18 protein-coding genes and 1 tRNA gene are annotated in these 23,551 nt (G+C 42.2%); 7 read left to right on the top strand and 12 right to left on the bottom strand.

The annotated features are described in order from the left end of the window. Positions 1-9: 9 nt before the first annotated feature. From ispG to ACKGJO_RS03420, 6 genes are all read right to left on the bottom strand, one after another. A complete protein-coding gene (gene ispG, locus ACKGJO_RS03445) occupies positions 10-1,239 on the bottom strand; it encodes a flavodoxin-dependent (E)-4-hydroxy-3-methylbut-2-enyl-diphosphate synthase (protein WP_411321999.1) in 1,230 nt (409 codons plus the stop codon). Next, a complete protein-coding gene (locus ACKGJO_RS03440; protein WP_411321998.1) occupies positions 1,239-2,159 on the bottom strand; it encodes a rhomboid family intramembrane serine protease in 921 nt (306 codons plus the stop codon). The genes ispG and ACKGJO_RS03440 overlap by 1 nt, the downstream gene beginning before the upstream one ends. After that, a complete protein-coding gene (locus tag ACKGJO_RS03435) occupies positions 2,152-2,784 on the bottom strand; it encodes a rhomboid family intramembrane serine protease (protein WP_411321997.1) in 633 nt (210 codons plus the stop codon). Before ACKGJO_RS03435 ends, ACKGJO_RS03440 begins: the two co-directional genes overlap by 8 nt. Before the next feature lie 243 nt (positions 2,785-3,027). Next, positions 3,028-4,533, bottom strand: coding sequence for a phytoene desaturase family protein (locus ACKGJO_RS03430; RefSeq protein ID WP_411321996.1), 1,506 nt, complete (start codon positions 4,531-4,533; stop codon positions 3,028-3,030). 181 nt (positions 4,534-4,714) lie between these two features. Then, positions 4,715-5,284, bottom strand: a complete 570-nt coding sequence (locus ACKGJO_RS03425; RefSeq protein WP_411321995.1) for a hypothetical protein — start codon at positions 5,282-5,284, stop codon at positions 4,715-4,717. A gap of 103 nt (positions 5,285-5,387) precedes the next feature. After that, positions 5,388-5,573 (bottom strand): hypothetical protein, encoded by a 186-nt coding sequence (locus tag ACKGJO_RS03420; RefSeq protein ID WP_411321994.1) that lies wholly within the window; start codon positions 5,571-5,573, stop codon positions 5,388-5,390. 526 nt (positions 5,574-6,099) lie between these two features. Between ACKGJO_RS03420 and ACKGJO_RS03415 the strand changes: the two genes are divergently transcribed. Beyond that, the gene (locus tag ACKGJO_RS03415; protein ID WP_411321993.1) at positions 6,100-7,188 is read left to right on the top strand and encodes a 3-oxoacyl-ACP synthase III family protein; all 1,089 of its coding nucleotides are present in this window, start codon (positions 6,100-6,102) and stop codon (positions 7,186-7,188) included. Positions 7,189-7,387: 199 nt separating this feature from the next. After that, entirely contained in the window at positions 7,388-7,546 is a 159-nt protein-coding gene (locus tag ACKGJO_RS03410; protein ID WP_411321992.1) for a hypothetical protein, read from the top strand. A gap of 357 nt (positions 7,547-7,903) precedes the next feature. Here the strand turns inward: ACKGJO_RS03410 and polA are convergent, their stop codons facing one another. Then, positions 7,904-10,657 (bottom strand): DNA polymerase I, encoded by a 2,754-nt coding sequence (polA, locus tag ACKGJO_RS03405; protein WP_411321991.1) that lies wholly within the window; start codon positions 10,655-10,657, stop codon positions 7,904-7,906. Between the two features lie 142 nt (positions 10,658-10,799). On the opposite strand from polA, the gene add reads away from it, so the two are divergent. Further along, positions 10,800-11,789: an adenosine deaminase gene (gene add / locus ACKGJO_RS03400; protein ID WP_411321990.1), complete on the top strand. Its 990-nt coding sequence runs from the start codon at positions 10,800-10,802 to the stop codon at positions 11,787-11,789. A gap of 31 nt (positions 11,790-11,820) precedes the next feature. Here the strand turns inward: add and ychF are convergent, their stop codons facing one another. From ychF to nusB, 3 genes are read right to left on the bottom strand one after another with little or no spacing between them, the layout of a single operon-like run. Next, positions 11,821-12,915 (bottom strand): redox-regulated ATPase YchF, encoded by a 1,095-nt coding sequence (gene ychF / locus ACKGJO_RS03395; RefSeq protein ID WP_411321989.1) that lies wholly within the window; start codon positions 12,913-12,915, stop codon positions 11,821-11,823. A gap of 16 nt (positions 12,916-12,931) precedes the next feature. Beyond that, positions 12,932-13,609, bottom strand: a complete 678-nt coding sequence (locus tag ACKGJO_RS03390; protein ID WP_411321988.1) for a metallophosphoesterase family protein — start codon at positions 13,607-13,609, stop codon at positions 12,932-12,934. Positions 13,610-13,612: 3 nt separating this feature from the next. After that, positions 13,613-14,080 (bottom strand): transcription antitermination factor NusB, encoded by a 468-nt coding sequence (gene nusB / locus ACKGJO_RS03385; protein ID WP_411321987.1) that lies wholly within the window; start codon positions 14,078-14,080, stop codon positions 13,613-13,615. Positions 14,081-14,872: 792 nt separating this feature from the next. On the opposite strand from nusB, the gene ACKGJO_RS03380 reads away from it, so the two are divergent. From ACKGJO_RS03380 to ACKGJO_RS03365, 4 genes are all read left to right on the top strand, one after another. After that, positions 14,873-16,528, top strand: coding sequence for an L-lactate permease (locus ACKGJO_RS03380; RefSeq protein ID WP_411321986.1), 1,656 nt, complete (start codon positions 14,873-14,875; stop codon positions 16,526-16,528). A 4-nt stretch (positions 16,529-16,532) separates the two neighbouring features. Further along, on the top strand, positions 16,533-19,379 hold the full coding sequence (locus ACKGJO_RS03375) for an FAD-binding and (Fe-S)-binding domain-containing protein (protein ID WP_411321985.1): 2,847 nt from the start codon (positions 16,533-16,535) through the stop codon (positions 19,377-19,379). Positions 19,380-19,424: 45 nt separating this feature from the next. Beyond that, positions 19,425-20,654 (top strand): hypothetical protein, encoded by a 1,230-nt coding sequence (locus ACKGJO_RS03370; RefSeq protein WP_411321984.1) that lies wholly within the window; start codon positions 19,425-19,427, stop codon positions 20,652-20,654. A 410-nt stretch (positions 20,655-21,064) separates the two neighbouring features. Then, positions 21,065-21,141, top strand: a tRNA-Val gene (locus ACKGJO_RS03365). A 95-nt stretch (positions 21,142-21,236) separates the two neighbouring features. On the opposite strand, the gene ACKGJO_RS03360 is transcribed toward ACKGJO_RS03365, so the two are convergent. Both ACKGJO_RS03360 and ACKGJO_RS03355 read right to left on the bottom strand, forming a co-directional pair. Beyond that, a complete protein-coding gene (locus ACKGJO_RS03360; protein WP_411321983.1) occupies positions 21,237-22,307 on the bottom strand; it encodes a hypothetical protein in 1,071 nt (356 codons plus the stop codon). Then, the gene (locus tag ACKGJO_RS03355; protein WP_411321982.1) at positions 22,307-23,359 is read right to left on the bottom strand and encodes a type I restriction endonuclease; all 1,053 of its coding nucleotides are present in this window, start codon (positions 23,357-23,359) and stop codon (positions 22,307-22,309) included. Before ACKGJO_RS03355 ends, ACKGJO_RS03360 begins: the two co-directional genes overlap by 1 nt. Between the last annotated feature and the right edge of the window lie 192 nt (positions 23,360-23,551).

The following is a 23,551-nucleotide window of genomic DNA, read 5'->3' as shown; positions in this document are numbered from 1 at the left end:
AAGTAGGCTTTATTGAGCAGATGAGCCTTTGCCGTATTTTACTTTGATGTAATTATTTAGAATTGTTCTGAATTCTTCGCCAATATTGTCTCCCCTGAGAGTGATGGAATGTTCACCATCGATGTATACCGGAGCTTTTGGTTCTTCAAAAGTACCTGGCAGAGATATACCGATATTAGCGTTGCGTGATTCACCGGGCCCGTTAACTACGCATCCCATCACAGCTACGTCCATCTCTTCTACCCCAGGGTATGCTTTCCTCCATATTGGCATGGATTCTACAATATATTCTTGTATCTCTTGTGCCAGCTCCTGGAAATACGTGCTTTTGGTTCTGCCGCACCCCGGGCAGGCCGTAACCTGAGGTATGAAACTTCGGATCTTCAGAGATTGAAGGATCTGTTGTGCTACCTGAACCTCAAGTGCCCGGTCGGCTCCGGGTTTCGGTGTCAGGGAAACTCTGATCGTATCACCTATGCCCTGCTGGAGGATCACCGCCAATGCTGAGGCACTGGCTACCATGCCTTTCATGCCCATTCCGGCTTCAGTCAACCCTACATGCAGCGGATAATCCACTTCTTCTGCTATTCTTTCATAAACCGTGACCACATCCTGTACACCCGACATCTTACAGCTGATAATGATCTTATCTGATGCAAGCCCCACATCTTCTGCCAGTTTGGATGATCGCTTTGCACTCTCCACCATGGTATCAAGCATAACCTGCTTGGCCGATCTTGGTTTTTCAAGTTCATTATTGGCATCCATTCGCTGCGCCAGGAGCTGCTGATCCAAGGATCCCCAATTCACTCCTATTCTTACCGGCTTGTCGTACTTGATGGCTTGTTCAACAATGGTCGCAAAATTCTCGTCCCGGGTCTTTGTACCGGTATTTCCGGGATTGATGCGAAATTTAGCCAATGCCTCGGCCATCTCAGGATACCTGGTTAACAGCTTATGGCCATTGTAATGAAAGTCTCCGATCACGGGAACCGGTATTCCCCTCTTGAGTAGTTTCTCTTTTATATAAGGAACTGCCTTAGCTGCTTCATCATTGTTTACGGTTATCCGAACTAACTCAGATCCTGAGCGATAAAGGTGTTCGATCTGATCAGCTGTATCATCAATATCAGCCGTATCGGTATTGGTCATCGATTGCACAACGATCGGTGCACCTCCTCCAACCGGAACATTGCCTACCATTACCTGAATTGATTTACGTCGCTTGATGTCAGCCATTATTGATCTTTCTTACTCAGTTCAAATAGTTTCTTTTTTTCTCCCGGGGTAAGGGCATCATATCCCTTTTTAGAGATCTTTTCCAAAATGGCATCCAATTCAGTTTGATCCACTTCTTCCACGATTTCAGCATCCTGAACGATGTGCATGTTCTTATTTCTTCCCTTATGCCCTTTGCCGGTACTTTTAGGCTTTACTTTTCCAAAAAGATATTCAAAATAACGGATGACCATACTCAGATCGGTTCCACTCTGATGGGCTTTTACAAGCAAGTATCCTCCCAAAGCGCCTCCAAGGTGAACCAGTCTCGCCACTCCATCTCCGGCACCGATAAACAGAATATCGATCGCGATCCAGCCGGCCACAAAATAGCGGGCTTCGATCGGTGGAAACAGAAACAACATGATGGGGGCTTTCGGGTAGAGCATTGCAAAGGCTACCAGCATACCCGTTACGGCTCCGGACGCACCTATCACCAATGCATTTCCGAAGATCAGTGCTAAGGCAGCATCAAGCAGGGCTCCTAAAATACCGGCACCAAAATAGATCACTGTAAATGTACGCGGGCCCACGGTCTCTTCTACGGCTCGTCCCATCCACCACAGCCATAACATGTTAAACAGGATATGCAAGAATCCTCCATGGAGAAACATGTAAGTGATGAGTCGCCAAGGCTGTGTTAAAAAGGTCGGAAAGGCAGGATCAAATCCAAGATAGTTGACCAGCCAGGTATTGAGTGTTTGACCGCCAAATATCTGAACAATAAAAACTGCGACATTCGCAAGAATAATGGTACGGATGGCCACCGGCATCCGCATAAAACCAAATTTTAATCCACCCCAGAAGGAATCAAATGGCATCTGATTTCTCATATTTCCACCGCCGCCACCAAAATTAAATGAACCTCTTCCTCTATCCATAGTTATCAGGCTTTTTTAATCCCCAGATCTTGATCAATACAAAACCGACAGCAAGTCCGCCAAGGTGCGCAAAGTGAGCAATTCCACTGTTTGGCATAGAAAGGCCACTAAATAATTCAAAGGCTCCGTAGATCATTACAAAGTATTTAGCTTTGATGGGTATAGGAGGGATCAGCAACATGATGTATCGATCGGGAAACATCATTCCAAAGGCTAAAAGGATCCCAAATACCGCACCGGATGCACCCAAGGTATACGTGAAATATCCACCCAGAAACATATGAATTACTGCTGCTCCAATACCGGTAAGCAAATAATATAGCAGGAATCGTTTTGATCCCCACAAATTTTCAATAGCCTGGCCAAATATCCAAAGAGCGAACAAATTGAAGAAAAGGTGACCCAGGCCGGCGTGGAGAAACATATAGGTTACCAACTGCCACGGCATAAAGCCTTCTCCAAGGGGATTAAGAACAAGATAAGGCGCTATTTCGGCCCCAATAGGAGTCCAGCCTGTACCAAATAACTGTTTGGTTAACAGAAAGGCTAATCCGTTGATGATCAACAAGTTCTTAATTACCGGTGGAAATAAAGTGAATTGTGTGTTGGGTGAAAAATTATCCAAAGATATCTGCTTTAATGATGATTTTTAAGTTTAAACTAAAACAATCAGTTGTCATCCTGAGGGCTTTAATATTTTATCCGGGATCCGAAGTTCACGCGAAGGATCTCAAAATAAGATCAAAATTTGATTAGAAATTCTGTTTTGAGTCACTTCACGGCATTAAAGATCCCCTGAACATATTCATATTATAGGGCTCTCAGCGTGACAACTTATCAATAATTAAAAGATCGTTTTTACTACGTCCTATTGATGATTCTTTTTTATGCGTGAATATACGTTGATTCCGCTCAAAGTTACGCCCGGAATTCCTTGTCCCGGAAAGGTCGTATCTCCGCAAAGATACAAACCTTTGAACGGAGTTTCGCTTGCCGTCCACTTGAGCAAGCTTCGTGCCATACTTTGAGGAATACCACCCACTCTGCCCTTTTTACGGTATACCCAGCTTTCCCAGGTTACAGGTGTTGCGGTGTGGATCACATCGATCTGTGCGTGAGAGAACCCGGGCAATTTGTTCCGCAGAGTTTCAACGATGAAATCCTGAACCTGTTGTTTGGCTTCATCATATGAGCCATTGAGCGCATACCAACGTTCAGGTGAAGCATGAGTTGAAACATTAAGCGTTCTCATCCCATTCTCTTTGTTTCTGAACGAATCCCCCGGTTTTGACATAGAAACAAATATGGAATCAGAGTTGGTGTAGGGAACGGTTTCACCTTCATCCAAATGGATCTGATTGTGCAGTGGCAGATCAGCCGGATATGCATCATCAGTGGCTATTCCCAATGTGATGGCGCCCCAGGCCTCGTCAAAATCTTTTGCTTCGGATCTGAAATAATTCCTTATCTCACCTTCTGTCATATCCTGCATATTCCACACCGGTACATTTGAGATGACGATCGGTGCCTGATAGAAGGATTTCTCCTTTCGTTTATTATTGGTTTGAACCGTGAACCCATTCTCATTTCTCAAAATCCTTTCAACCCCCTCTTTTGTATGCAGAGCTCCTCCTTTATCCTGAATATACTCCTTTATAGAATTGATCATTTCCAATAGACCTCCGGGGACATAGAAGTTCGAATAATTTGTATAGGTTAGGCCTGCTGCTCCAAACAGAAAAGGGGTTTCTCCTGAACCGGCCTGTGCAGTGATCTTCAATTGTTCATCCACAAACCGTTTGAATTTGGGGGTATCCAGTCCAAATTTCTTCATAACAGTCTCAACCGACCTAAAAGCGTATTTTAGCACCCACACGTCGAGTGGACTGTTATTGATGGCAAGTTGAGCCCACTCACTTACTTTTTGTGGCGGAAAGAATGGATTTTTCAGAGAAACTTTCCAGACCAGATCGGAAACTCTAAAAGCTTCATGCCAGAATGCTCTTTGTGCATCTTCGTTACCAAAAACCCGGGCACATTCCTGTATCCACTGCTTCCGGTCTTTGTAACGTGTGATCTGCTCACCGTCAATCCACACCGACATGCTGGGTGTGATCTCCTCACGGGGAATCTCAAGCCCGGTCTCTTTTTCCAGCTTCCATAACGGCTGATCTTCGTCAAATCCAATAAGGGTGGTCGCACCCGATTCGAAAATGTAGCCCTTTCTGAAATAGGACGAAGAACATCCGCCCGGGGCGTGGGCTTTTTCGAGAATGAGGACTTTATATCCGTCATTCGCGAGCATTGCTCCGGCACTCATGCCACCCATACCGGAACCAATAATAATCGCGTCGTAGTCATGATTTATTTTCATGTGGATGTAACATGAAACATAGGGTTAAATGTTCCAATGAAATGAAACCCGGATAGAACAAATTGCGCAGCATACTCGGTGAATAGCAATCGGTATTACACAGTCACATTAACGGGCTGAGCGGTAAAATAAAAAAGCCACATCGCTATGGCTTTAAACAATCACAAAGTTCAAGATCAACTTAATCAGTAATAGTAAATGTTTTTAGCATGCCTTTATTTGCAGGATCAGGTACTTCAGCTATCCAGGCATAATCACCGGGTTCAAGATCCACATGCATATATCCGCTTTGTCCTTCAGCCATTTCCATCACGCCACCTATAAATATTGCGCCATTTGGTGCATTTGCTGTCAATCCAAATGGAGTCATCCAATTCATCCACTCTCCAACTGATCGAAGTAATGAATCATCTTCTGCATTCTCTAATTTTACAAGCTGTACATTATGGCCAAGCAAGTGGCTATAGGTTGACTGATCCTCATAATTAACTTCAATAATTTGTTTTCCGGCATCAAAAGGTTCAGTAAACTCTATTCCGTTCTCTGACGAGATCGCAACTTTCTTACCGGCTTGTGGTTTATCAGCTTCATTCTCCTCTTCGGTCACCGTTAAGTGTTCTAACATTCCGATATATGAATGGAATACCTGATCCTTATCTTTTACATAGCACTCAACAATATATTCTCCGGGATCAAGAAACACGGTCGTTGCAGAACTTCTTCCTGCTGCTGTAAAACCGGGGCCTCCCATTGGCGGCGCTCCGGGATCAAAGAACCATGGACCAATGGCAGATATATCAGCGACAAGGCCGTCTACAAATTCACCATATTCAACATTTCCATTTATGTAAGAGTTAAAAATTCTCCTGAAATGGAGTCGTTAATGCACTATGCCAAAGCTCCAATAATGATTCACCGGCTTCATCTGCAGACTGTATTGCGGCTTCAGGAACTTTATATAATAAGAAGAAATGATCCGAGGGAGATGCATTTTCAAAATTAAAGGTAACCCAACCTGATTTTGTTTCCTTTGTATTCATATGAAAGAGATGCTGATTGTTTACAGCATCATGCGTGGCGGTTACAGATATGGTCTGTGAATCCTCTTTTTTCTCGGTACAAGAAATCAATGAAAAGCTAAATAAAAATATTACGACCAAAATGTAGGAGATGATACCCGAACGTTTAAAATATTTCTTAGTGCCTATGGTTAGTTATTTGTTAATGCACTTCAGTAAGCAGCTCTCTCCCATAACATTCTATCCACTTCTTTATGTTTGAATAATCTGGGTTTAAATAAAATATTTTTTTGTTCGAATCAATTTTTCAGCCGCTTTCTAATTTCTTTACACTACCCTATTTTTGAACCTCCGTACTAAAAATGACCCTAAAAATTAAGCCAGGCTGATATTATTTCTTAAATTAAAGAACCGAGTTTCTATCCAACGTTTACTAATTAAAACAGTAAATTAATCATTTGAATTTAGCCTCCTAATCTTTAGGTTAAAATTAGTAAAAGGGCATATAAATTACTCCGGTACAGATTCTGGAAAAACAACGACCATTATGAAGAGTTCAGTCAATAGCATAATCACAGGTACGGGCAGTTACATACCAACCAGGCGTATCAAAAACGAAGCTTTCCTGGAAAACGAATTTTTTGACCGTTCAGGAAACCGACTCGAAAAGGAAAATGAAGAGATCATTCAAAAGTTTTTCGAGATCACAGAAATTAAAGAACGTCGTTACGTAACAGATGACCTTGTTACTTCAGACATAGCCCATCTTGCTGCCGAGGAGGCCATCAAATCTGCAGGGATCGATAAGGAAGAACTCGACCATATCATCGTAGCTCATAATTTTGGTGATGTAAAGCACGGCACTAACCGCACTGATATGGTTCCCAGTCTGGCAGCTCGTGTTAAGCATAAACTGGAAATTGAAAATCCCGGAACCATTGCCACTGACATCCCATTCGGTTGTCCGGGGTGGCTTCAGGGTATCATTCAAGCTGATTATTACATCAGATCAGGAGATGCCAAAAAAGTGATGGTCATTGGCGCGGAGACTTTATCGCGGGTTTCTGACCCACACGACCGTGACAGCATGCTCTATGCTGATGGAGCTGCTGCTACCATTTTGGAGGCTAAAGAAAGTGAAGCTCCCATCGGAATTCTATCACATAATACCCGTTCCGATACCAAAGTGTATGCCAAAATGTTGTATATGGATACATCCTACAATCCTGCACTGAAAGATGAGGGTGATATCTTCCTGAAGATGCACGGCCGTAAGCTATACCAATATGCTCTTACCAATGTTCCCAAAGCCATAAAAGGCTGCCTTGATAAAAGTGATCTGTCTATCGATGATGTTAATCACATTCTCATTCATCAGGCTAACGGAAAAATGGACGATGCCATAGTGAAAAGACTTTATGCCCTTTATGACAAAGACGAGGTGCCTAAAAATGTTATGCCTATGATCATTTCCTGGCTGGGGAATTCGTCGGTAGCCACCATCCCTACTCTTCTCGACCTTATCTGGAAAGATAAACTGGAGGGTTATGAGATCAACAAAGATAAAGGTGACATCCTGGTGTTTGCATCGGTTGGAGCAGGCATGAACATAAATGCCCTTGCTTACAAGATCTAAAATGTATGAATATGATCTTATCCCTTAGCCCACATTTACAACCATGGGTTTGGGAAGAAAAAAAGGGGCTCTTCGACCGGTAGGTTCTACCTCGTTTTGGGTACTCCGCTCCGGAATGCTTTATTGAGACTCTGCCTGATACAGAACATCCATTGTAAAAACTGGCTTGCCTTTAATGGAAGTCAGAGACTTCCTAAGCATGAACTTTCCAGTCACCGCTTCGCTCAAGACTGAAAAGATGTTTATACACACTCCGACGCAGAGTGGTTATGAGATCAACAAAGATAAAGGTGACATCCTGGTGTTTGCATCGGTTGGAGCAGGCATGAACATAAATGCCCTTGCTTACAAGATCTAAAATGTATGAATATGATCTTATCCCTTAGCCCACATTTACAACCATGGGTTTGGGAAGAAAAAAAGGGGCTCTTCGACCGGTAGGTTCTACCTCGTTTTGGGTACTCCGCTCCGGAATGCTTTATTGAGACTCTGCCTGATACAGAACATCCATTGTAAAAACTGGCTTGCCTTTAATGGAAGTCAGAGACTTCCTAAGCATGAACTTTCCAGTCACCGCTTCGCTCAAGACTGAAAAAATTTTTGGATGTTTGGCAGTTTAATCAAAGACTCAATCCGATCTAATCAGCCATCTGTCACTGACCACTGTTTACTGTTTACTGTTTACTGTTTACTGATAACTGTTAACTGCTCACTGCTAATGCGCTTCCAGCCAATTATCTGCAATGCCTGCTTCCACTTTTAGTGGCACATCCAGTTCTACGGCATTTTCCATGAGCTCTGTGATCTTTGCCGGCACTTCGTTCATTTCACTTTCATGGATCTCGAAAATGAGTTCATCATGCACCTGGAGCAGCATGCGACTTTTCTTGTTTTGGTCGATCAACCAGTGATGGATCTCGATCATAGCCAGTTTGATGATGTCGGCGGCAGTACCCTGTATCGGCATGTTGATGGCCGTTCGTTCGGCAAATCCACGCACGTTCCAGTTACTTGCTTTGATATCGGGAATATATCTCCGGCGACCCAGCATCGTTTTCACAAAGCCGTGCTCTTTAGCAAATTCCTTGGTCTCGTTGATGTACTCCAGAATATTCGGAAAACGCTCAAAGTATTGATCGATCATCTGCTTCCCTTCTTCATTATCAATACCGAGCCGTGAGGCCAATCCATAAGCACTCACTCCATAAGGAATGCCGAAATTCACTTCCTTCGCCTTCCTTCTCTGATCAGGAGTCACGTCATCCAGAGAATCCAGGTCAAAGACCTCCTTGGCTGTCCTGGCGTGAATATCCTCATCGTTCTTGAACGCCTCTATCATCGCATCATCCTCTGATATGTGAGCGATCACGCGTAATTCTACCTGGGAATAGTCAGCAGACATGAGCTTGAATCCCTCTTCAGCCACAAAAGCCTTTCTGATCTCGCGTCCCCTTTTGGTTCGGATCGGAATGTTTTGAAGGTTGGGATTGGATGAACTGAGACGGCCTGTCGCTGCTATACTTTGATTAAACTGGGTATGTATACGGCCTGTCTCTTCCACCACAAGCTCAGGCAAGGCATCCACGTATGTGGATTTAAGCTTGATTAACTGACGGTAATCCAGGATCAGGCCTGGCATCTCATATTTAGGAGCCAGTTTTGTCAATACCGATTCGGCTGTTGAATACTGCCCGGTCTTTGTCTTCTTGCCGGCCGGCAGACCCATTTTATCAAATAAGATAGTACCCAATTGCTGCGGAGAGTTGATATTGAATTCCTCTTCTGCCTTTTCGTAGATCTCAGTTTCAAGTTCTTTAAGATCTTTTTCCAGTTCTTCAGAAAAGGCATTCAGCATCTCGGTATCCAGCTTGATACCTTTCAGTTCCATATCAGCCAATACATCCATGAGTGGAAAATCAACCTTGTAGGCTATCTCGAGCAGTTCGTCATCTTTAAGCCTTTCATTAAGGATCTCATACAGCCGAAGGGTGATATCTGAATCTTCGCAGGCATACAAATACACGTCTTCCACTTTCAGGTCGGCCATCGATTTCTGATTTCTGCCCTTCCCGATCAGGCCTTCAATAGGAACAGGTTTATAATTCAGCAGGCTTTTGGATAATTCATCCATTTTGAGCCGCTGATTGGCATCGATAAGGTATGCCGCGATCATAGTATCAAAAGCATTCCCTTTAACTTTCAGTCCCGCCCGCTTCAGGATCATGGAATCAAATTTATAATTGTGGGCGATCTTCAGAATATGATCATCCTCAAACAGGGGCCGCAGGGCTTCAATGACTTCCTTTTCATCCAGTCCGTCTTCTACATTAACCGGAATATAATAGGCCGTACCCGGTGTAGCCGTCAGGGAGATTCCAACCAGCGATCCGGTTACCGGATCAACACTGTCTGTTTCAGTATCAAAACAAAAATGATCTTCATCCTTATATTCATCCACCAGGCCTTTTACTTTATCCAGTGTATCAAGCAGAGCGTAATTTACCTTTTCCTCATCCAGCTCCTGCTTCGGGGCTTCTTCTTTAAAAGATCCAAAAAGATCTACCTGATCACCCTCCTTTTTGGCAACGGGACCTTCTTCGCCCAAAAACTTTTTGGTTAAGGTCCTGAACTCCATACGTTTAAAAAAGAGTCCCAGCTTTTTCTTATCTGGGCCGCTCCATTCGAGTTCTTCCCACTCTGCTGTATCAGGTACATCCGTTTTAATGGTGACCATTTCCTTTGCATGCAAAGCCTGTTCTCCAAATTCTGAAAGGCCCTCGCGCGCTCTTTTTCCTTTAATATTCGGGGCATCCTCAATAGCTGCCTCCAGCGAACCATATTTCTTGATGAGTTTTGGAGCTCCCTTTTTTCCAATACCGGGCACTCCGGGAATATTATCAGCTGTATCACCGATCATGGCCAATACATCGATCACCTGATCAGGATATACGCCAAAATAATCCTGCACTCCTTCACGGTCTATGATATCAAATCCACCATTGTTGTTATCCGGTTTCATCATGTGGATGTGGTCGTGCACCAGCTGCATGAAATCCTTATCAGGGGTAACCATCATTACATCTACATCATCAGCGTTTGCACCATTCGCTATGGTACCGATGATATCATCCGCCTCATATCCGTCCTGCTCCAGGTTCTGAATCCCCCATGACTCAACCATCTCTTTGATCAGCGGGATACCGATCTTCAGTTCTTCAGGTTGTGGCGGTCTGTGCGCTTTGTATTCTTCGTCTTTTTCATGACGGAAGGTAGGTGCATGTGTATCCCAGGCAACAGCAATATGCGTTGGTTCTTTTTCATCCAGCATTTTTTGAAGGGTATTGGCAAAGCCAAGAACCGGACCGGTTGGAATTCCCTCAGAGTTCTTTAGCCTGCTGTTGATAAAAGCAAAGTGAGCCCGGTATGCCAGAGCCATACCATCCAGTAAATAAAGCAGTTTTTTCGACATGAATTTGGTTAAGTTTAGAACCTTAATTTTCTGATGGAAACTAATTTTTTTTGATCCGAAATACGAATGTAGATTCGTATTTGATCAATCACCGCAGGGGCAATTCATGAATTAGCCCTGCGGTGATTGGAAATAGGCTTATATGAACATACAAAATCTTCCAAAAATTGAACTTCACCTGCATCTCGACTGCTCCCTAAGCTTTGAGGTGGTAAAACAATTACGTCCGGAAACTACACATGAGGATTATAAGCGAGATTTCATTGCTCCTGAAAACTGTTCCAGCCTCGAGGAATATCTGCAATGTGCGCAGGCTCCCGTTGCCATTATGCAAACAAAGGACCAACTTGAAGCTGTTACTCTCGATCTTTTTAAGCAGCTAAAAGCTGATAATGTGATATATGCCGAGATCCGCTTTGCTCCGCTTCTGCATACCGAGCAGGGACTGACGCCTGAAGAAATAGTAAAGACTGTGGATGAGGCCACCACCAAAGGCATCAAACAAAGCGGAGTTGAGGCGCGGATCATCCTTTGTACCCTCCGTCATTTTTCTGAAGAACAAAGCATGAGAACCGTGAAGCTGGTTGAACATTTTCAGGGCACTAATGTAACAGGATTTGATATTGCAGCAGATGAAACCCTCCCTATCGAAAATCACATCAAAGCTTTTGAATACGCCCATGAGCATGATATCCCCTGCACGGCACATGCCGGCGAGGCACGTGGCCCGGACAGCGTGAAGGAAACCATGCAACATTTTCATCCTTCCCGAATTGGTCACGGTGTAAGAAGCCTTGAAGATCCTGAATTACTTGATGAGCTGAAAGACAAGAATATTCATATGGAGGTATGCCCTACCAGTAATGTACAGACCGGGATCTATGATTCTGTGGCTCAGCATCGCATAAATGAAATCTATCTGAATGGTAATTCACTAAGTGTTAATACCGATGGGCGGACTATTTCAAACGTTAGCCTAACTGATGAATATGAAAAGCTTCACAAGTACTTTGACTGGCATAAAGAGCAATATTTACGAGTGAACCAATTCGCAATAGATGCCGCATTTTGTGATGAAGAAACGAAAGAAAAAATCCGCGGTAAATTATCAGACGGATTTAAAATGACGTAGGGGCCTATTGCAATAGGCACCTAAAGGTATTTTAAACATTGAATCGGAATAGCAAGACATCGCCGTCTTTAACGACGTATTCTTTTCCTTCCTGACGCATTTTGCCGGCGTCGCGGGCGGCTTTCTCAGAACCCAGCTCCTTATAATCTGAGAATGCTATGGTTTCCGCGCGGATAAATCCTTTCTCGAAATCAGTGTGAATGACACCGGCAGCCTGAGGGGCTTTGGTCCCTTCTTTGATGGTCCAGGCACGTGCCTCCTTCGGTCCGGCTGTAAAATACGTGATCAATCCAAGTTCCCTGAACGCACCTTTGATAAGTCTGTCAAGTCCGGCACTTTCAACTCCCAGTTCTTCCAGGAACATCTCTTTTTCGTCTTCATCCAGTTCGGCGATCTCTGCCTCTATTTTGGCACAGAACATAACCACTTCATCGTCGTGTTTTGAGGCGATCTCCTTAACGGTATCCACATACTCGTTGCCGGTTTCCAGATCAGATTCCCCTACATTACATGCGTAAAGCACTTGTTTAGCGGAGAGCAGAAACAGGTCTTTATAGGCTTCTCTTTCCTCCTTGGATACTTCAAAGGTTCGGGCTGAATTTCCCTCCCCTAAGTGATCGGCTAAGCGCTGAACCACATCCAGCTGAGCAACGATCTTCCTGTCGCCGCTTTTAGCTTCTTTTTTGAGCTTCTCAACCCGTTTTTCAACGCTTTCGAGATCTTTCAGGATCAACTCTTCCTCAATAATAGCAATATCCCTTTCAGGATCTACACTGCCTTCCACGTGAATGATATCGTCGTCATCAAAACAGCGAACCACGTGCAGGATCAGATCTACCTCTCGAATATGGGATAAAAAGGCATTTCCTTTTCCTTTTCCTTCTGAAGCTCCCTTCACCAGGCCTGCAATATCCACAAACTCGATACTGGCAGGAAGTACATTCTTTGACTCAGCCAGTTCAGCCAGTGTGTGAAGCCGTTGATCCGGTACAGGAACCATGCCCACATTGGGGTCGATGGTACAAAAAGGAAAGTTAGCAGATTCTGCCCCTGCGTTACTCAGGGCATTGAATAAAGTTGATTTACCGACGTTGGGCAGGCCAACGATACCGCATCTTAAGCTCATGTATTAAATCTTGTTTTTAAAAGTCTAAACTTTTTTGTTGAAATATCTTTTTATCGGGAAGTAAAATGGCCGTAAGCACTCCAAAACCGGGCCGGTCATACACGCATCCGGTATCAATACCGATCCTGTTATCTTTGATCAACGGCTCCTTAACGGGCGTATGACCAAATACTACTGTCTTTTCCCATTGGTTATTATCGGTATAAATATGATCTCTTTGCCACAGAAATTGCTCTCTTTCATATTCACTGTCCAGGTTTTCCTGTATGGTCAGCTCCGGTGAGATACCTGCGTGCACAAAAAAGTAGTCTTCTGTTTCCCAATACAACTTCGTTTCATTAAAGAATTCGTAATGGGCTTTTGGAAGGTCAAAATTACGGGGTGTAGAATCGTAATCACTTAGTGTTGTGCTGCCGCCGTTACTCAACCAAAGGTCCCATTCACCTTTTTCGTAGGCATCCAGTAGCATCTGATCATGATTCCCTCTTAAGAAGATGCAATCATGATAATGGTTAAACTCCAGCAGTTGATCTATGACTTCTTTGGAATCAGAACCGCGATCGGTATAGTCTCCGAGAAATACGTAAAAAACATGGTTGCCAAACTCAGATTCGAGTTTTTCAAGCATTACCTCGTTGGTTTTGGCACATCCGTGAATATCCCCTATGGCAATGATCTTCTTATCTTTTTGCATTACTTATGATCCCAACGATTTTTGAATCAGTCCTCGTCCTTTCTTATTAATACGTCCTGATTCACTAAGGTCGGTCAAGGCAGCATCTAAAATTCCATTAATAAAGCGGCCGGATTTCGCCGTTGAGTATCGTTTTGAGATCTCAATGGCTTCATTTATACTAACTTTGGTTGGGATCTCCTCAAAATATAGTAACTCGCAAATAGCCATTTTCAATATGAGCCGGTCGATGAGTGCAAGCCTTTTGATATCCCAGTTTTTAATATGATCGACAATGACTTCATCCAGTTCTTCTTCGTGCTCAAGTGTTCTGAAGAAAAGTTTTTCAGCGAATCTTCGCAGCTCTTTATCTTTAGTGAATTCCTGTTTTTTGATGAGCGTGTCCACAATATGCTGGGAGCTATCTTTGCTCAGCTGGTAAGCGTAAATTGCTTTGAGAACGGTCTCTCTAACTTGTCTGCGTTTTATCATGCCAAATAACTAATCTTAATGAGCGCCAAAGATAAGGGTTTGCTGAAACAATTGTGTACTCCTAAAATTAAAAATCGGTTAATCGGTCGTTTGCTCCACCATTGAATAGCTATTCAATCATTTGATCTGCGATGGACAAATTAATCTTTGTAAGAAACAGACTTTAAACTGCTCTTACATATTAAAACAGATCTGACATTTTTTGATATGAACAAAGCAGGCTTAGAAGACCAACTGATCAAATTCTCGATACTCATCATTAAAATCCTTGATGATATTCCTTCACTTAAAAAGGTGATCATTTATCCGGATAATTTTTGCGTCCGACATCTCTCCTGCTTTGAATTAGGGTATAGCATGAAGTGCAGATTTATGTTTTACTTTCAAAGGTGAAGTGGAATGAAAATGAATGATCTGTTTACCATCTTAAATTCAGCACGCGACTCTCTTCTTTTGATCTATCAAAATTAAACTTAAAGATTAATAAGGTAATACGTTGAGAAAGTGTGAACACAGTAGTTTCAATATAGACTCAATAGTCTAACTGATTTATCTCTACTGTCGAGTTGCATATTTTCACTGTATTTCACATAATAGCCTTAGATTGTTATGGGCAAAAAACCTTCTAGTGTTTTTTAAATTAAATGGGTATTAAGGGGAGCGCCTCTACTCATCTTTAAATGGCCAGAATCTATATTATTTCATTATCACAAGAACAGGTTAGAAATTCTAGTTTTAGAAAACTGAGGGTGATCTGTAGCTCTCTGAACATTAAATCCTAATAGATATCATATGAGTGCACTGTTAGCTTTTATACCCATTCTTGCAGCCATCATCCTGATGGCCGGCCTAAACTGGCCCGCTACAAAAGCTTTGACACTTTCACTGCTTATAGCCATAGGAGTTGCCTTTTTCTACTGGCAGATGACCCTACCCTATATATTCGGATATACGTTTTTCGGCTTTTTGAAAGCGCTGGATATCCTCATCATTATTTTTGGGGCTATTCTTATTTTGAATACGCTCAAGATCTCAGGGGCTATGACCACTATTAATAATGGTTTTAGCGGTATCACAGACGACAGACGTATTCAGGTTATCATTATTGGATTTATGTTTGGTTCTTTTATTGAAGGGGCCGCCGGGTTTGGAACTCCCGCAGCTTTGGCCGGTCCTTTGCTTGTAGGTTTAGGATTTCCTCCTCTTGCAGCTGCCATCGTCGCCCTCATATTCAACAGCGTGGCAGTGCCTTTCGGTGCCGTTGGTACACCGATTTTTGGGGCCATGAGTACTCTTGACAGTAATATTGAGGCACTCGGTGTCGCACCTGATGCATTTATGATGTCTCTTACTCAGTGGATCGCCATCCCTAATTTATTTGCCGGTATCTTTATTCCCCTGCTGGGTCTTATGATAATGACACGCATGTTCGGCGAGTCCAAGTCTATAAAACCGGCCCTTTCAGCAGCCCCTTTCGCCATTTTTGCCGGACTCGCATTTACAGTTCCTTATGTTCTTATTGCTATTATTTTCGGACCTGAGCTTCCTTCACTCGTAGGGGCATTTATTGGACTGGGTATTGTAGTTTACGCGGCAAAGAAGAATTTTCTTGTCCCCAAAGACGACTGGGATTTTCCTGACAAAAGCTTGTGGCCAAAGGTCTGGCAATCCAGTGTTGACACCGGGAGTACCGGAGAGGCAAAAATGTCTTTGCTTAAAGCCTGGGCCCCTTACTTGCTCATTGCTATAATTCTTGTAGTTACCAGAATTCCTGAATTCGGGTTGAAGAACTTCCTGGTTAATCTGGACTTTACCTTCAATAATGTTGCAAATATTTCCGGACTGACGTATGAGTTAAAGTGGGCTTATTTGCCGGGCACTATTCCTTTTGTATTGGTTGCCCTCTTTACCCACTTCATGTACAAGATGCCTCTGAAAGATGTGAAAGACGCATGGGCACTTACCTTTAAACAGCTAAAAAATGCCGCTATTGCCTTGTTTGCAGGGGTAGGCATGGTTCAGCTCATGCTTAATTCTGACGTAAACACAACCGGTATGGACAGCATGCTTACTGAAATGGCGGTAGCCGCCTCTAATTTATCCGGCTCAGCATATCCGCTTTTCGCCACGGCTATAGGGGCCTTAGGCTCTTTTATGTCAGGTTCGGCAACCGTATCAAATATTTTATTTATGTCTTTTCAGTTTGAGACCGCCGTCCTGTTGGATTTTTCTCCCATACTCATTACTGCAATGCAAGGTATAGGAGCAGGTGTTGGAAATATGATTTGTGTCAACAATGTCGTTGCCGTTGCAGCAACGGTTGGATGTATTGGTGCAGAAGGGCAGATCATACGAACAAACGCAGTACCGGCCTTATTCTATTATTTATTGATCACAATAATTGTTAGTGTCCTCATGCTTACCGGCGTATCACCATTAATACCGTAATATTATGCTACATCTACCAAAAGAATACAAGCACATATATGATCAATTTTCCAAAAAAATTGATCGCTCTAGGATATATACTGAACCGCTGCAAACCTTTGCTTTTGGTACCGATGCAAGCTTTTACCGGCTTATTCCAAAAATTGTAGTCAAGGCTAATAATGCCGAAGAGGTGTCTTACATCTTGTCGGAATGTGATCAAGCATCTATCCCGGTAACCTTTCGCGCGGCCGGTACCAGCCTTTCCGGGCAAGCCATCACCGACTCTGTGCTGGTAGTTGCCGGAAATAACTGGAAGCAACATCGTGTTCTGGATGATGGGGATAAAATCAGTCTTCAGCCCGGTGTTATCGGTGCACATGCAAACAATATCCTTAAACCCTATTTGCGCAAAATCGGGCCGGATCCGGCTTCTATCAATTCAGCAATGATCGGAGGTATTGCAGCCAACAACGCCAGCGGCATGTGCTGTGGAACGGCACAAAACTCCTATCAAACCGTCGATAGTATGAAGGTTATTGTACAAGATGGTACCATGGTGGATACAGGAGACACTGATAGCCGTAAAGCATTTGAGAAGTCGCACGGCGATTTACTGAAAGACCTGAAACAGCTTTCACTGGATGTCAAAAATAACAAAGCGCTGTCCGAGAGAATTACCCAAAAGTTCAAGATGAAGAATACGACCGGATACAGCTTAAATGCTCTGGTTGATTTTGATGACCCGTTCGACATACTTGAGCACATTATGATCGGATCAGAAGGCACACTCGGCTTTATCGCTGAGATCACGTATAGAACAGTGGAAGAACATCAGCATAAAGCTAGCGCACTGATCACTTTTCCCAACATTGAAGATGCTTGCCGGGCCGTTATTCGCCTGAAGTCGGAGCCGGTGCAAGCTGTGGAGTTGATGGATCGTGTCAGCCTGAGATCTATGGAAAATGCCGACGGTGTGCCGGTATATCTGAAAGATCTTTCCGAGAATGCTTCTTCTTTGCTGGTTCAAACGGCATCCAACGATAAGGAAACGCTCGATCTGCAAATTGAACAAATAAAGAAATCGATAAAGGATATTCCGATCGAGATCCCGATCGAGTTTACCGATATACCATCCGAATACGCAAAACTGTGGAAAGTACGTAAAGGATTATTCCCGACCGTTGGAGCCATGCGAGAAACGGGTACATCGGTTGTCATTGAAGACGTATGTTTTCCGGTTCCAACATTAGCTGAAGCAATACCTGCCCTGCAAGCCCTTTTTTCTAAATATGAATATGATGAAGCCGTTATTTTCGGTCATGCGCTGGAAGGCAACGTCCATTTTGTATTCAGCCAGGATTTTGATGACGAAAAGGAACTGGAGCGGTACAAGGCTTTCATGGATGATCTGGCTAAGCTGGTAGTAGACCGTTTTGATGGGGCGCTGAAAGCCGAGCACGGTACCGGCCGTAACATGGCGCCCTTTGTTGAAAAAGAATGGGGCTCAGAGGCCTACGAATTAATGAAACGTTTAAAGGCCATCTTTGACCCTAATGACCTGCTTAATCCCGGTGTTATTTTAAACAATGATCCTGAGCTCCATCTCAAAAATTTGAAACCCATGCCCGCTGCACATGAGACCATTGATATGTGTACGGAATGTGGATTTTGTGAACCGGCCTGTGTTTCCCATGACCTGACACTGTCACCACGGCAGCGGATCACAGTTTACCGTGAGATGATGCGCCTCAAAGAGACAGGCGAGAAACCCGAGGTGCTGGCTTCGATGGAGAAGGCTTATGATTATCAATCTCTTGATACGTGTGCTACAGACGGTTTATGTGGTATTGCCTGCCCTTTGGATATCAATACCGGAGAGTTTGTCAAAGATCTGCGCAGGCAAAAAAATACACCGGTACAGAAGAAAGTGGCTTCAGCGATAGCTCCGCGCATGGCAACTATGACGGGTGCTACAAAATTTGCTTTAAGTACATCAAATATGTTTCATTCTCTGCTTGGACCCAAGACACTTGGTGCCATCGCCGACGGATTACGCAAGGTATCAGGGAACAGGATGCCCAAGTGGAATAAATATATTCCTAAAGGAGCGCCTAAAGTAAAGCCGGAGCAGTACGCTGTTAAAGATACTGCCCCCGATAAGGTCGTTTATTTCCCCTCATGTATTAATCAAACCATGGGCTTGCCCAAAGGCCATGAGGAAAAGGTACCGCTTACCACTAAAGTGAAACAGCTTATTCATAAATCAGGGTATGAGATCATCTATCCAAAAGACCTGTCAAGCCAATGCTGTGGAATGCCTTTTTCCAGCAAAGGCTTCAAAGAACAGGGGAAAGAGATCTCTGATAAACTGGAGCAGGCCCTTTATGAAGCCAGCGATGGCGGAAGATATCCCATAGTTTGTGATATGAGTTCTTGCCAGTTAACTATGGTAGAAAATATGGAACCTCGTCTAAAAGTTTACGGCCCGGTTGAGTTTACCCTTAAATATTTAGCACCCAAATTGGATTTCCAGCCGATCGATGAACCCATAAGTATTTTTGCGGTATGCAGTGCTAAAAAATTGGGAATGGACAGTAAGCTGGAAGAATTGGCCAATTTATGTGCTGATACTGTGATCGTACCTGAAACGAATTGCTGCGGATTCGCCGGTGACCGTGGATTCAGCCATCCCGAACTGGTAGAGCATGGCCTCAGGCATCTTAATGAGCAAATACCAAAGGAAGTAAAAAACGGCTATTGTACAAATCGCACATGTGAAATAGGCCTCTCAACCCACAGCGATATCACCTATTCATCCATCCTCTACCTGGTTGACCGTGTAACTGCTGCTAAACAAAAGCAGGTATAAGCTCAATGATTTCAATTTAGCCAACCACTAATAATTAACATGCTTATGAAATGGTTCTTGTTTACAATTTTGCTCGCTCTTCTTCCCGGTTTTTTGTTAGCCCAGGATGAAAACAATTACGATCTGAATTTCAGCGGATTTATCAGTTATGAAAGCATTTTTGATACGCGGCAAACGGTATCAGCTCGTGAGGGCGATGTGTTGATCTTTCCGTCTCGTGTCGTGGACGATCTGAATGGTGATGATATAAACGCACAGCCTAATTTCAACATGTTTGCACTTCATAGTCGTTTGAAAGCTGATATTTCAGGTCCGGATATATTTGGTGCCCGGTCAAGTGCACTGCTGGAACTCGATTTTCTTGGCAACTCCGATCCTGTAATTAGCCTGGTAAGGCTGCGCCACTCCATCATAAAATTGGATTGGGAAAAGGCCTCTCTTTTATTTGGACAATACTGGCATCCAATGTTTGTTACAAGCAGCTTCCCTGAAGTCTCCTCCTGGGGAGGTGGTGCTCCTTTTGCAGCTTTTTCGCGAAATCCCCAGATCAGGTTTACCTATGCCCTGTCAGATAATTTTTCGGCAGCCTTCATAGCGCTTACACAGCGTGATTTCTCAACAACTGGACCTAAGGGTGGGTCTCCCGACTACCTGCGCAATTCAGCAATACCTGAGCTGAATCTACATCTGGTATATCAGAATAAAGGATGGGATCTGGGAACTGTGGCCGGTTATAAAGTCATAAAGCCCAGGCTTGCGGATCTCAACGGAGAAAAGCTGGACCAAACACTGGGTTCATGGCACACCAATGGATATATCCGCAAAGACTGGTCCGATTTAACCATTAAAATTCAGGGATTGTATGGTCAGAACATGCATAATTTTCTAATGATGGGCGGATATGGTGAGTTTGTGGATAACCAAACCAATGAGATCACCTATAACAATTCAGAAACCGTATCTTTCTGGACAGAATGGTTATACAGAAATGGAGATCTGACCTACTCTGTCTTTGGCGGCTATTCTGAAAACTTGGGATTTACTGATATGCCGGGTGCTAATGAAACTGTTAACTTTTACGGAAGAGGTTCGGATATTGATCACAGCTATCGGTTTTCACCACGGCTGACCCTGGAAGTTGAAAAGTTCCAGATCATGGGCGAGATCATGTACAGCGTGGCAGCATATGGATCAACTCAACCCGATGGAACCGTTTCAGATACAGAAGACGCCAATAATGTGAGGTTTCAACTACATCTCAAATACGGTTTTTAATCAGGTTTACGTGACTTATTAAAACGTTATAATGAAATATCGTTTCTGAGGTTGAAGGTCTTCTCCTTGTCCTTCCGGTATCATGTTATTACATCCCATAAAATAAACCTGCTAATATTTCCTTTAGCAAGTATAATATTCACTACTCAAATTTATATATCTCAGATCTGCAACTTTTTGATGGTTTGAATGAATGCAATGAGCTTATATCCATACTTTTGAAAAGCGTACAGATCTCCCTTAAGAAACTAAGTCATTATAAAACACGCTACAGTTCGATTCCCTCAGTTTTCGATCTACCGATAGACCGATCTGCGACGGACCCAATTAAAATTATCAATAAACCAAAACTTCCGTTGTAATACTCCCAAAAAGGTGCCTATATTTGGAGCCTTGATTCTAAAATACATGCGTCCTTAGCTCAGTTGGTTAGAGCGTTGCATTGACATTGCAGAGGTCACTGGTTCGAATCCAGTAGGACGCACCAAAACCCTATATAAGTACTTGATTTATATAGGGTTTATTATTTTTAGGTACTAGTAAAGGTACAAACGTTTTATAATACCTATGTTGTATGGTTAGCTATAGTCCTTTTTTCAAATTACCCTTATACACCCACCCTATCTCGTAATCTCCAGTTTCATAATCTACATAAAAGATATTATACCACCATTTCTCACCCTGAATTAATCCTAATGCCTGATCTTTACGAATAATACCTACAGAATCAGATTTAGATGAAGGCTTTTCTCTTACTGTTGACTCTCTTTTAGCTATTAAAGTATTGTGCTCTATTGTTTGGTCAATATTCACATTCATTTCTACAGATAAATTTTTTGCGCTCTCTGCTACCTGTTTCAAATCTCTTGATAGATCGTCAAGTTTATTTTCTAACTTTTCAGAACTTGAGTGACTTTGATAAATCATAATGACAGTTAAAATCAACATAATCAGTTGATAGGCATAGTTTATATTCAAATTTTCCAAAATAAATTTTGAACCCTGGCCTTCAATTTCATTATCGTGTTTTATCACATCCTTAGTAGAATCAATTGCATTCCTAGCAACAGACTCCAACTCATCAACACTTAATTCTTTAAAATTATCATTGTAAGTACCATAGAGATATTCAATATCTCTAAGTGCTGAGCTTGCATTGATAAGGTTTTTATTGGGTTTTAGGCCAAATGATTTTGAAAATTGCTTTTGAATATTCTCAATTTCACTAAGATTACTTGAGAGTTCTCTTAATATATTATTGTAGTCCCAATTTATATGGTTAATTGAGGTATTTTTTAGATCAATCTTTGCAAACGGCCCAAGTGCAGAATTAATTGAACTTAAAGATGCATGTGAATCAAATATATCTTTATAAGAATCAATTAGTCTTTGATTTGATATATTTATTGTATCTAAAGTCTTTACCCATTGAGTCATCCAATGAATGTTAGAGTTGATCCCTATCGTTTTTAGATCTTTGTGAAGTGATCTAAATACATCAAATTGTCTAACTATTCCAAGATTATTGAAAGGAGAATTTTGGTTGACTAATTTTTGCAGTTCTTTTGATAAATTGGATGAAATTTCACCTTTCACATCTGAAAGATCTTTATTGCCTTCAGGGGTTGGTTTATCTTCTTCCTTCTTACTCATCAGTAACTCTTAGCTACAATTTTTAGTTGATTTGCATATTTATATAAATCGTTAAGAGAATCTATATCCACTCTTTCACCATTTTTATTTTCATCAAATAAAGTAATGTATTTGTTATCACTAGAATTGAAGTGTAGCCTACATATAGGTTGTCTGTTATTGTCATCCAGTAAAATTCCCATATAACTTTTTGTATCTCTGTGGTGAACTCTACTAGGTGATACAACCTCTGATACAATGGCTTTCACTATATGGTAACCCTCTATTTCTTCCTCTGTAGTTTCTATCCCATTATCTTTGGATTCTAATTCTTCTTCTGATACAACCTCTTCTTGTTCTTCCTCATCAAAAGCTGAGTTTATTTTTTCATTAATTTTTTCTCTTATAAATTGGTTAAATGCTTTTTTAACTATCGGAGTAAATTGTTCTTCAGTATTACTAGTGAATCTGCCATCATAAACTAATGAGGTAAAAAACTTCACAAACTCTTTAGTAGGATTTTCAAGAAGTGTTGCAATCTCTCGCTTAATAGCCTTTGTATACTTTAATTCAACAGCTGTTTCTAGAGTAGCATCTAAGTCAAATGTGCCTTTTGAAATTTTCTTTAATTGAGGAATTAGATGTTCATCGATATTCAATAAATCTAATTCCATGTAAGGTTTATCATCCATTTTATTTGACTCTTCCAAATCAGAGTAAAAATGATAATGTCTACCATCTGTAACTATACCAAGTTTAGCATCACTCACTGAATAATATCGGTACAACTGTGAAGGAGCTTTTGCCTTCAAATCTATTTGTAATTTTTTGCATTCAAAAAGTATCGCTGGTTTACCGTCTATGAAAATGGCATAGTCTACTTTCTCACCCTTTTTAATTCCAACATCTGATGTGAATTCCGGAACTACTTCATCAGGATTAAAAACATCATACCCCAAAGCTTTGATAAAAGGCATAACAAATGCATTTTTTGTTGCCTCTTCAGTTAATACTTTATCTTTTTGTCTCTCAATGTTATTCGAAATCGACTTTAACTGATCTATTAAATCCATGTATGTACCTCTACTTTTAATTAATATTCGATAAGTGTAACAAAATTAATCTAGTAATTCTACATACACTTTAGCTTTTGAATCAGTGAGTTATGGGACTTACTACAAGCCCAGAGGGGTAAGTCCCTTAATATTGGAAAGGCTTCGCCTTACCTTTTTCGCTTCGCTTTTTTGGGCTACAAGTGCTTGTAG

The organism is Gracilimonas qinghaiensis (assembly GCF_046602855.1).
GTDB lineage: Bacteria > Bacteroidota > Rhodothermia > Balneolales > Balneolaceae > Gracilimonas.
The sequence above is the reverse complement of the archived record's forward strand: the minus strand, read 5'-3'. Positions and strand labels throughout refer to the sequence as shown.

Coding starts and splice junctions, on each gene's coding strand:
- ACKGJO_RS03360 (WP_411321983.1), bottom strand. CDS start 22,307: ATGAGTAAGAAGGAAGAAGATAAACCAACCCCTGAAGGCAATAAAGAT.
- ychF (WP_411321989.1), bottom strand. CDS start 12,915: ATGAGCTTAAGATGCGGTATCGTTGGCCTGCCCAACGTCGGTAAATCA.
- ACKGJO_RS03380 (WP_411321986.1), top strand. CDS start 14,873: ATGAGTGCACTGTTAGCTTTTATACCCATTCTTGCAGCCATCATCCTG.
- nusB (WP_411321987.1), bottom strand. CDS start 14,080: ATGATAAAACGCAGACAAGTTAGAGAGACCGTTCTCAAAGCAATTTAC.
- polA (WP_411321991.1), bottom strand. CDS start 10,657: ATGTCGAAAAAACTGCTTTATTTACTGGATGGTATGGCTCTGGCATAC.
- ACKGJO_RS03375 (WP_411321985.1), top strand. CDS start 16,533: ATGCTACATCTACCAAAAGAATACAAGCACATATATGATCAATTTTCC.
- ispG (WP_411321999.1), bottom strand. CDS start 1,239: ATGGCTGACATCAAGCGACGTAAATCAATTCAGGTAATGGTAGGCAAT.
- ACKGJO_RS03430 (WP_411321996.1), bottom strand. CDS start 4,533: ATGAAAATAAATCATGACTACGACGCGATTATTATTGGTTCCGGTATG.
- ACKGJO_RS03370 (WP_411321984.1), top strand. CDS start 19,425: ATGAAATGGTTCTTGTTTACAATTTTGCTCGCTCTTCTTCCCGGTTTT.
- ACKGJO_RS03425 (WP_411321995.1), bottom strand. CDS start 5,284: ATGGGAGGCCCCGGTTTTACAGCAGCAGGAAGAAGTTCTGCAACGACC.
- ACKGJO_RS03415 (WP_411321993.1), top strand. CDS start 6,100: ATGAAGAGTTCAGTCAATAGCATAATCACAGGTACGGGCAGTTACATA.
- ACKGJO_RS03440 (WP_411321998.1), bottom strand. CDS start 2,159: ATGGATAGAGGAAGAGGTTCATTTAATTTTGGTGGCGGCGGTGGAAAT.
- ACKGJO_RS03410 (WP_411321992.1), top strand. CDS start 7,388: ATGAACTTTCCAGTCACCGCTTCGCTCAAGACTGAAAAGATGTTTATA.
- add (WP_411321990.1), top strand. CDS start 10,800: ATGAACATACAAAATCTTCCAAAAATTGAACTTCACCTGCATCTCGAC.
- ACKGJO_RS03420 (WP_411321994.1), bottom strand. CDS start 5,573: ATGAATACAAAGGAAACAAAATCAGGTTGGGTTACCTTTAATTTTGAA.
- ACKGJO_RS03355 (WP_411321982.1), bottom strand. CDS start 23,359: ATGGATTTAATAGATCAGTTAAAGTCGATTTCGAATAACATTGAGAGA.
- ACKGJO_RS03390 (WP_411321988.1), bottom strand. CDS start 13,609: ATGCAAAAAGATAAGAAGATCATTGCCATAGGGGATATTCACGGATGT.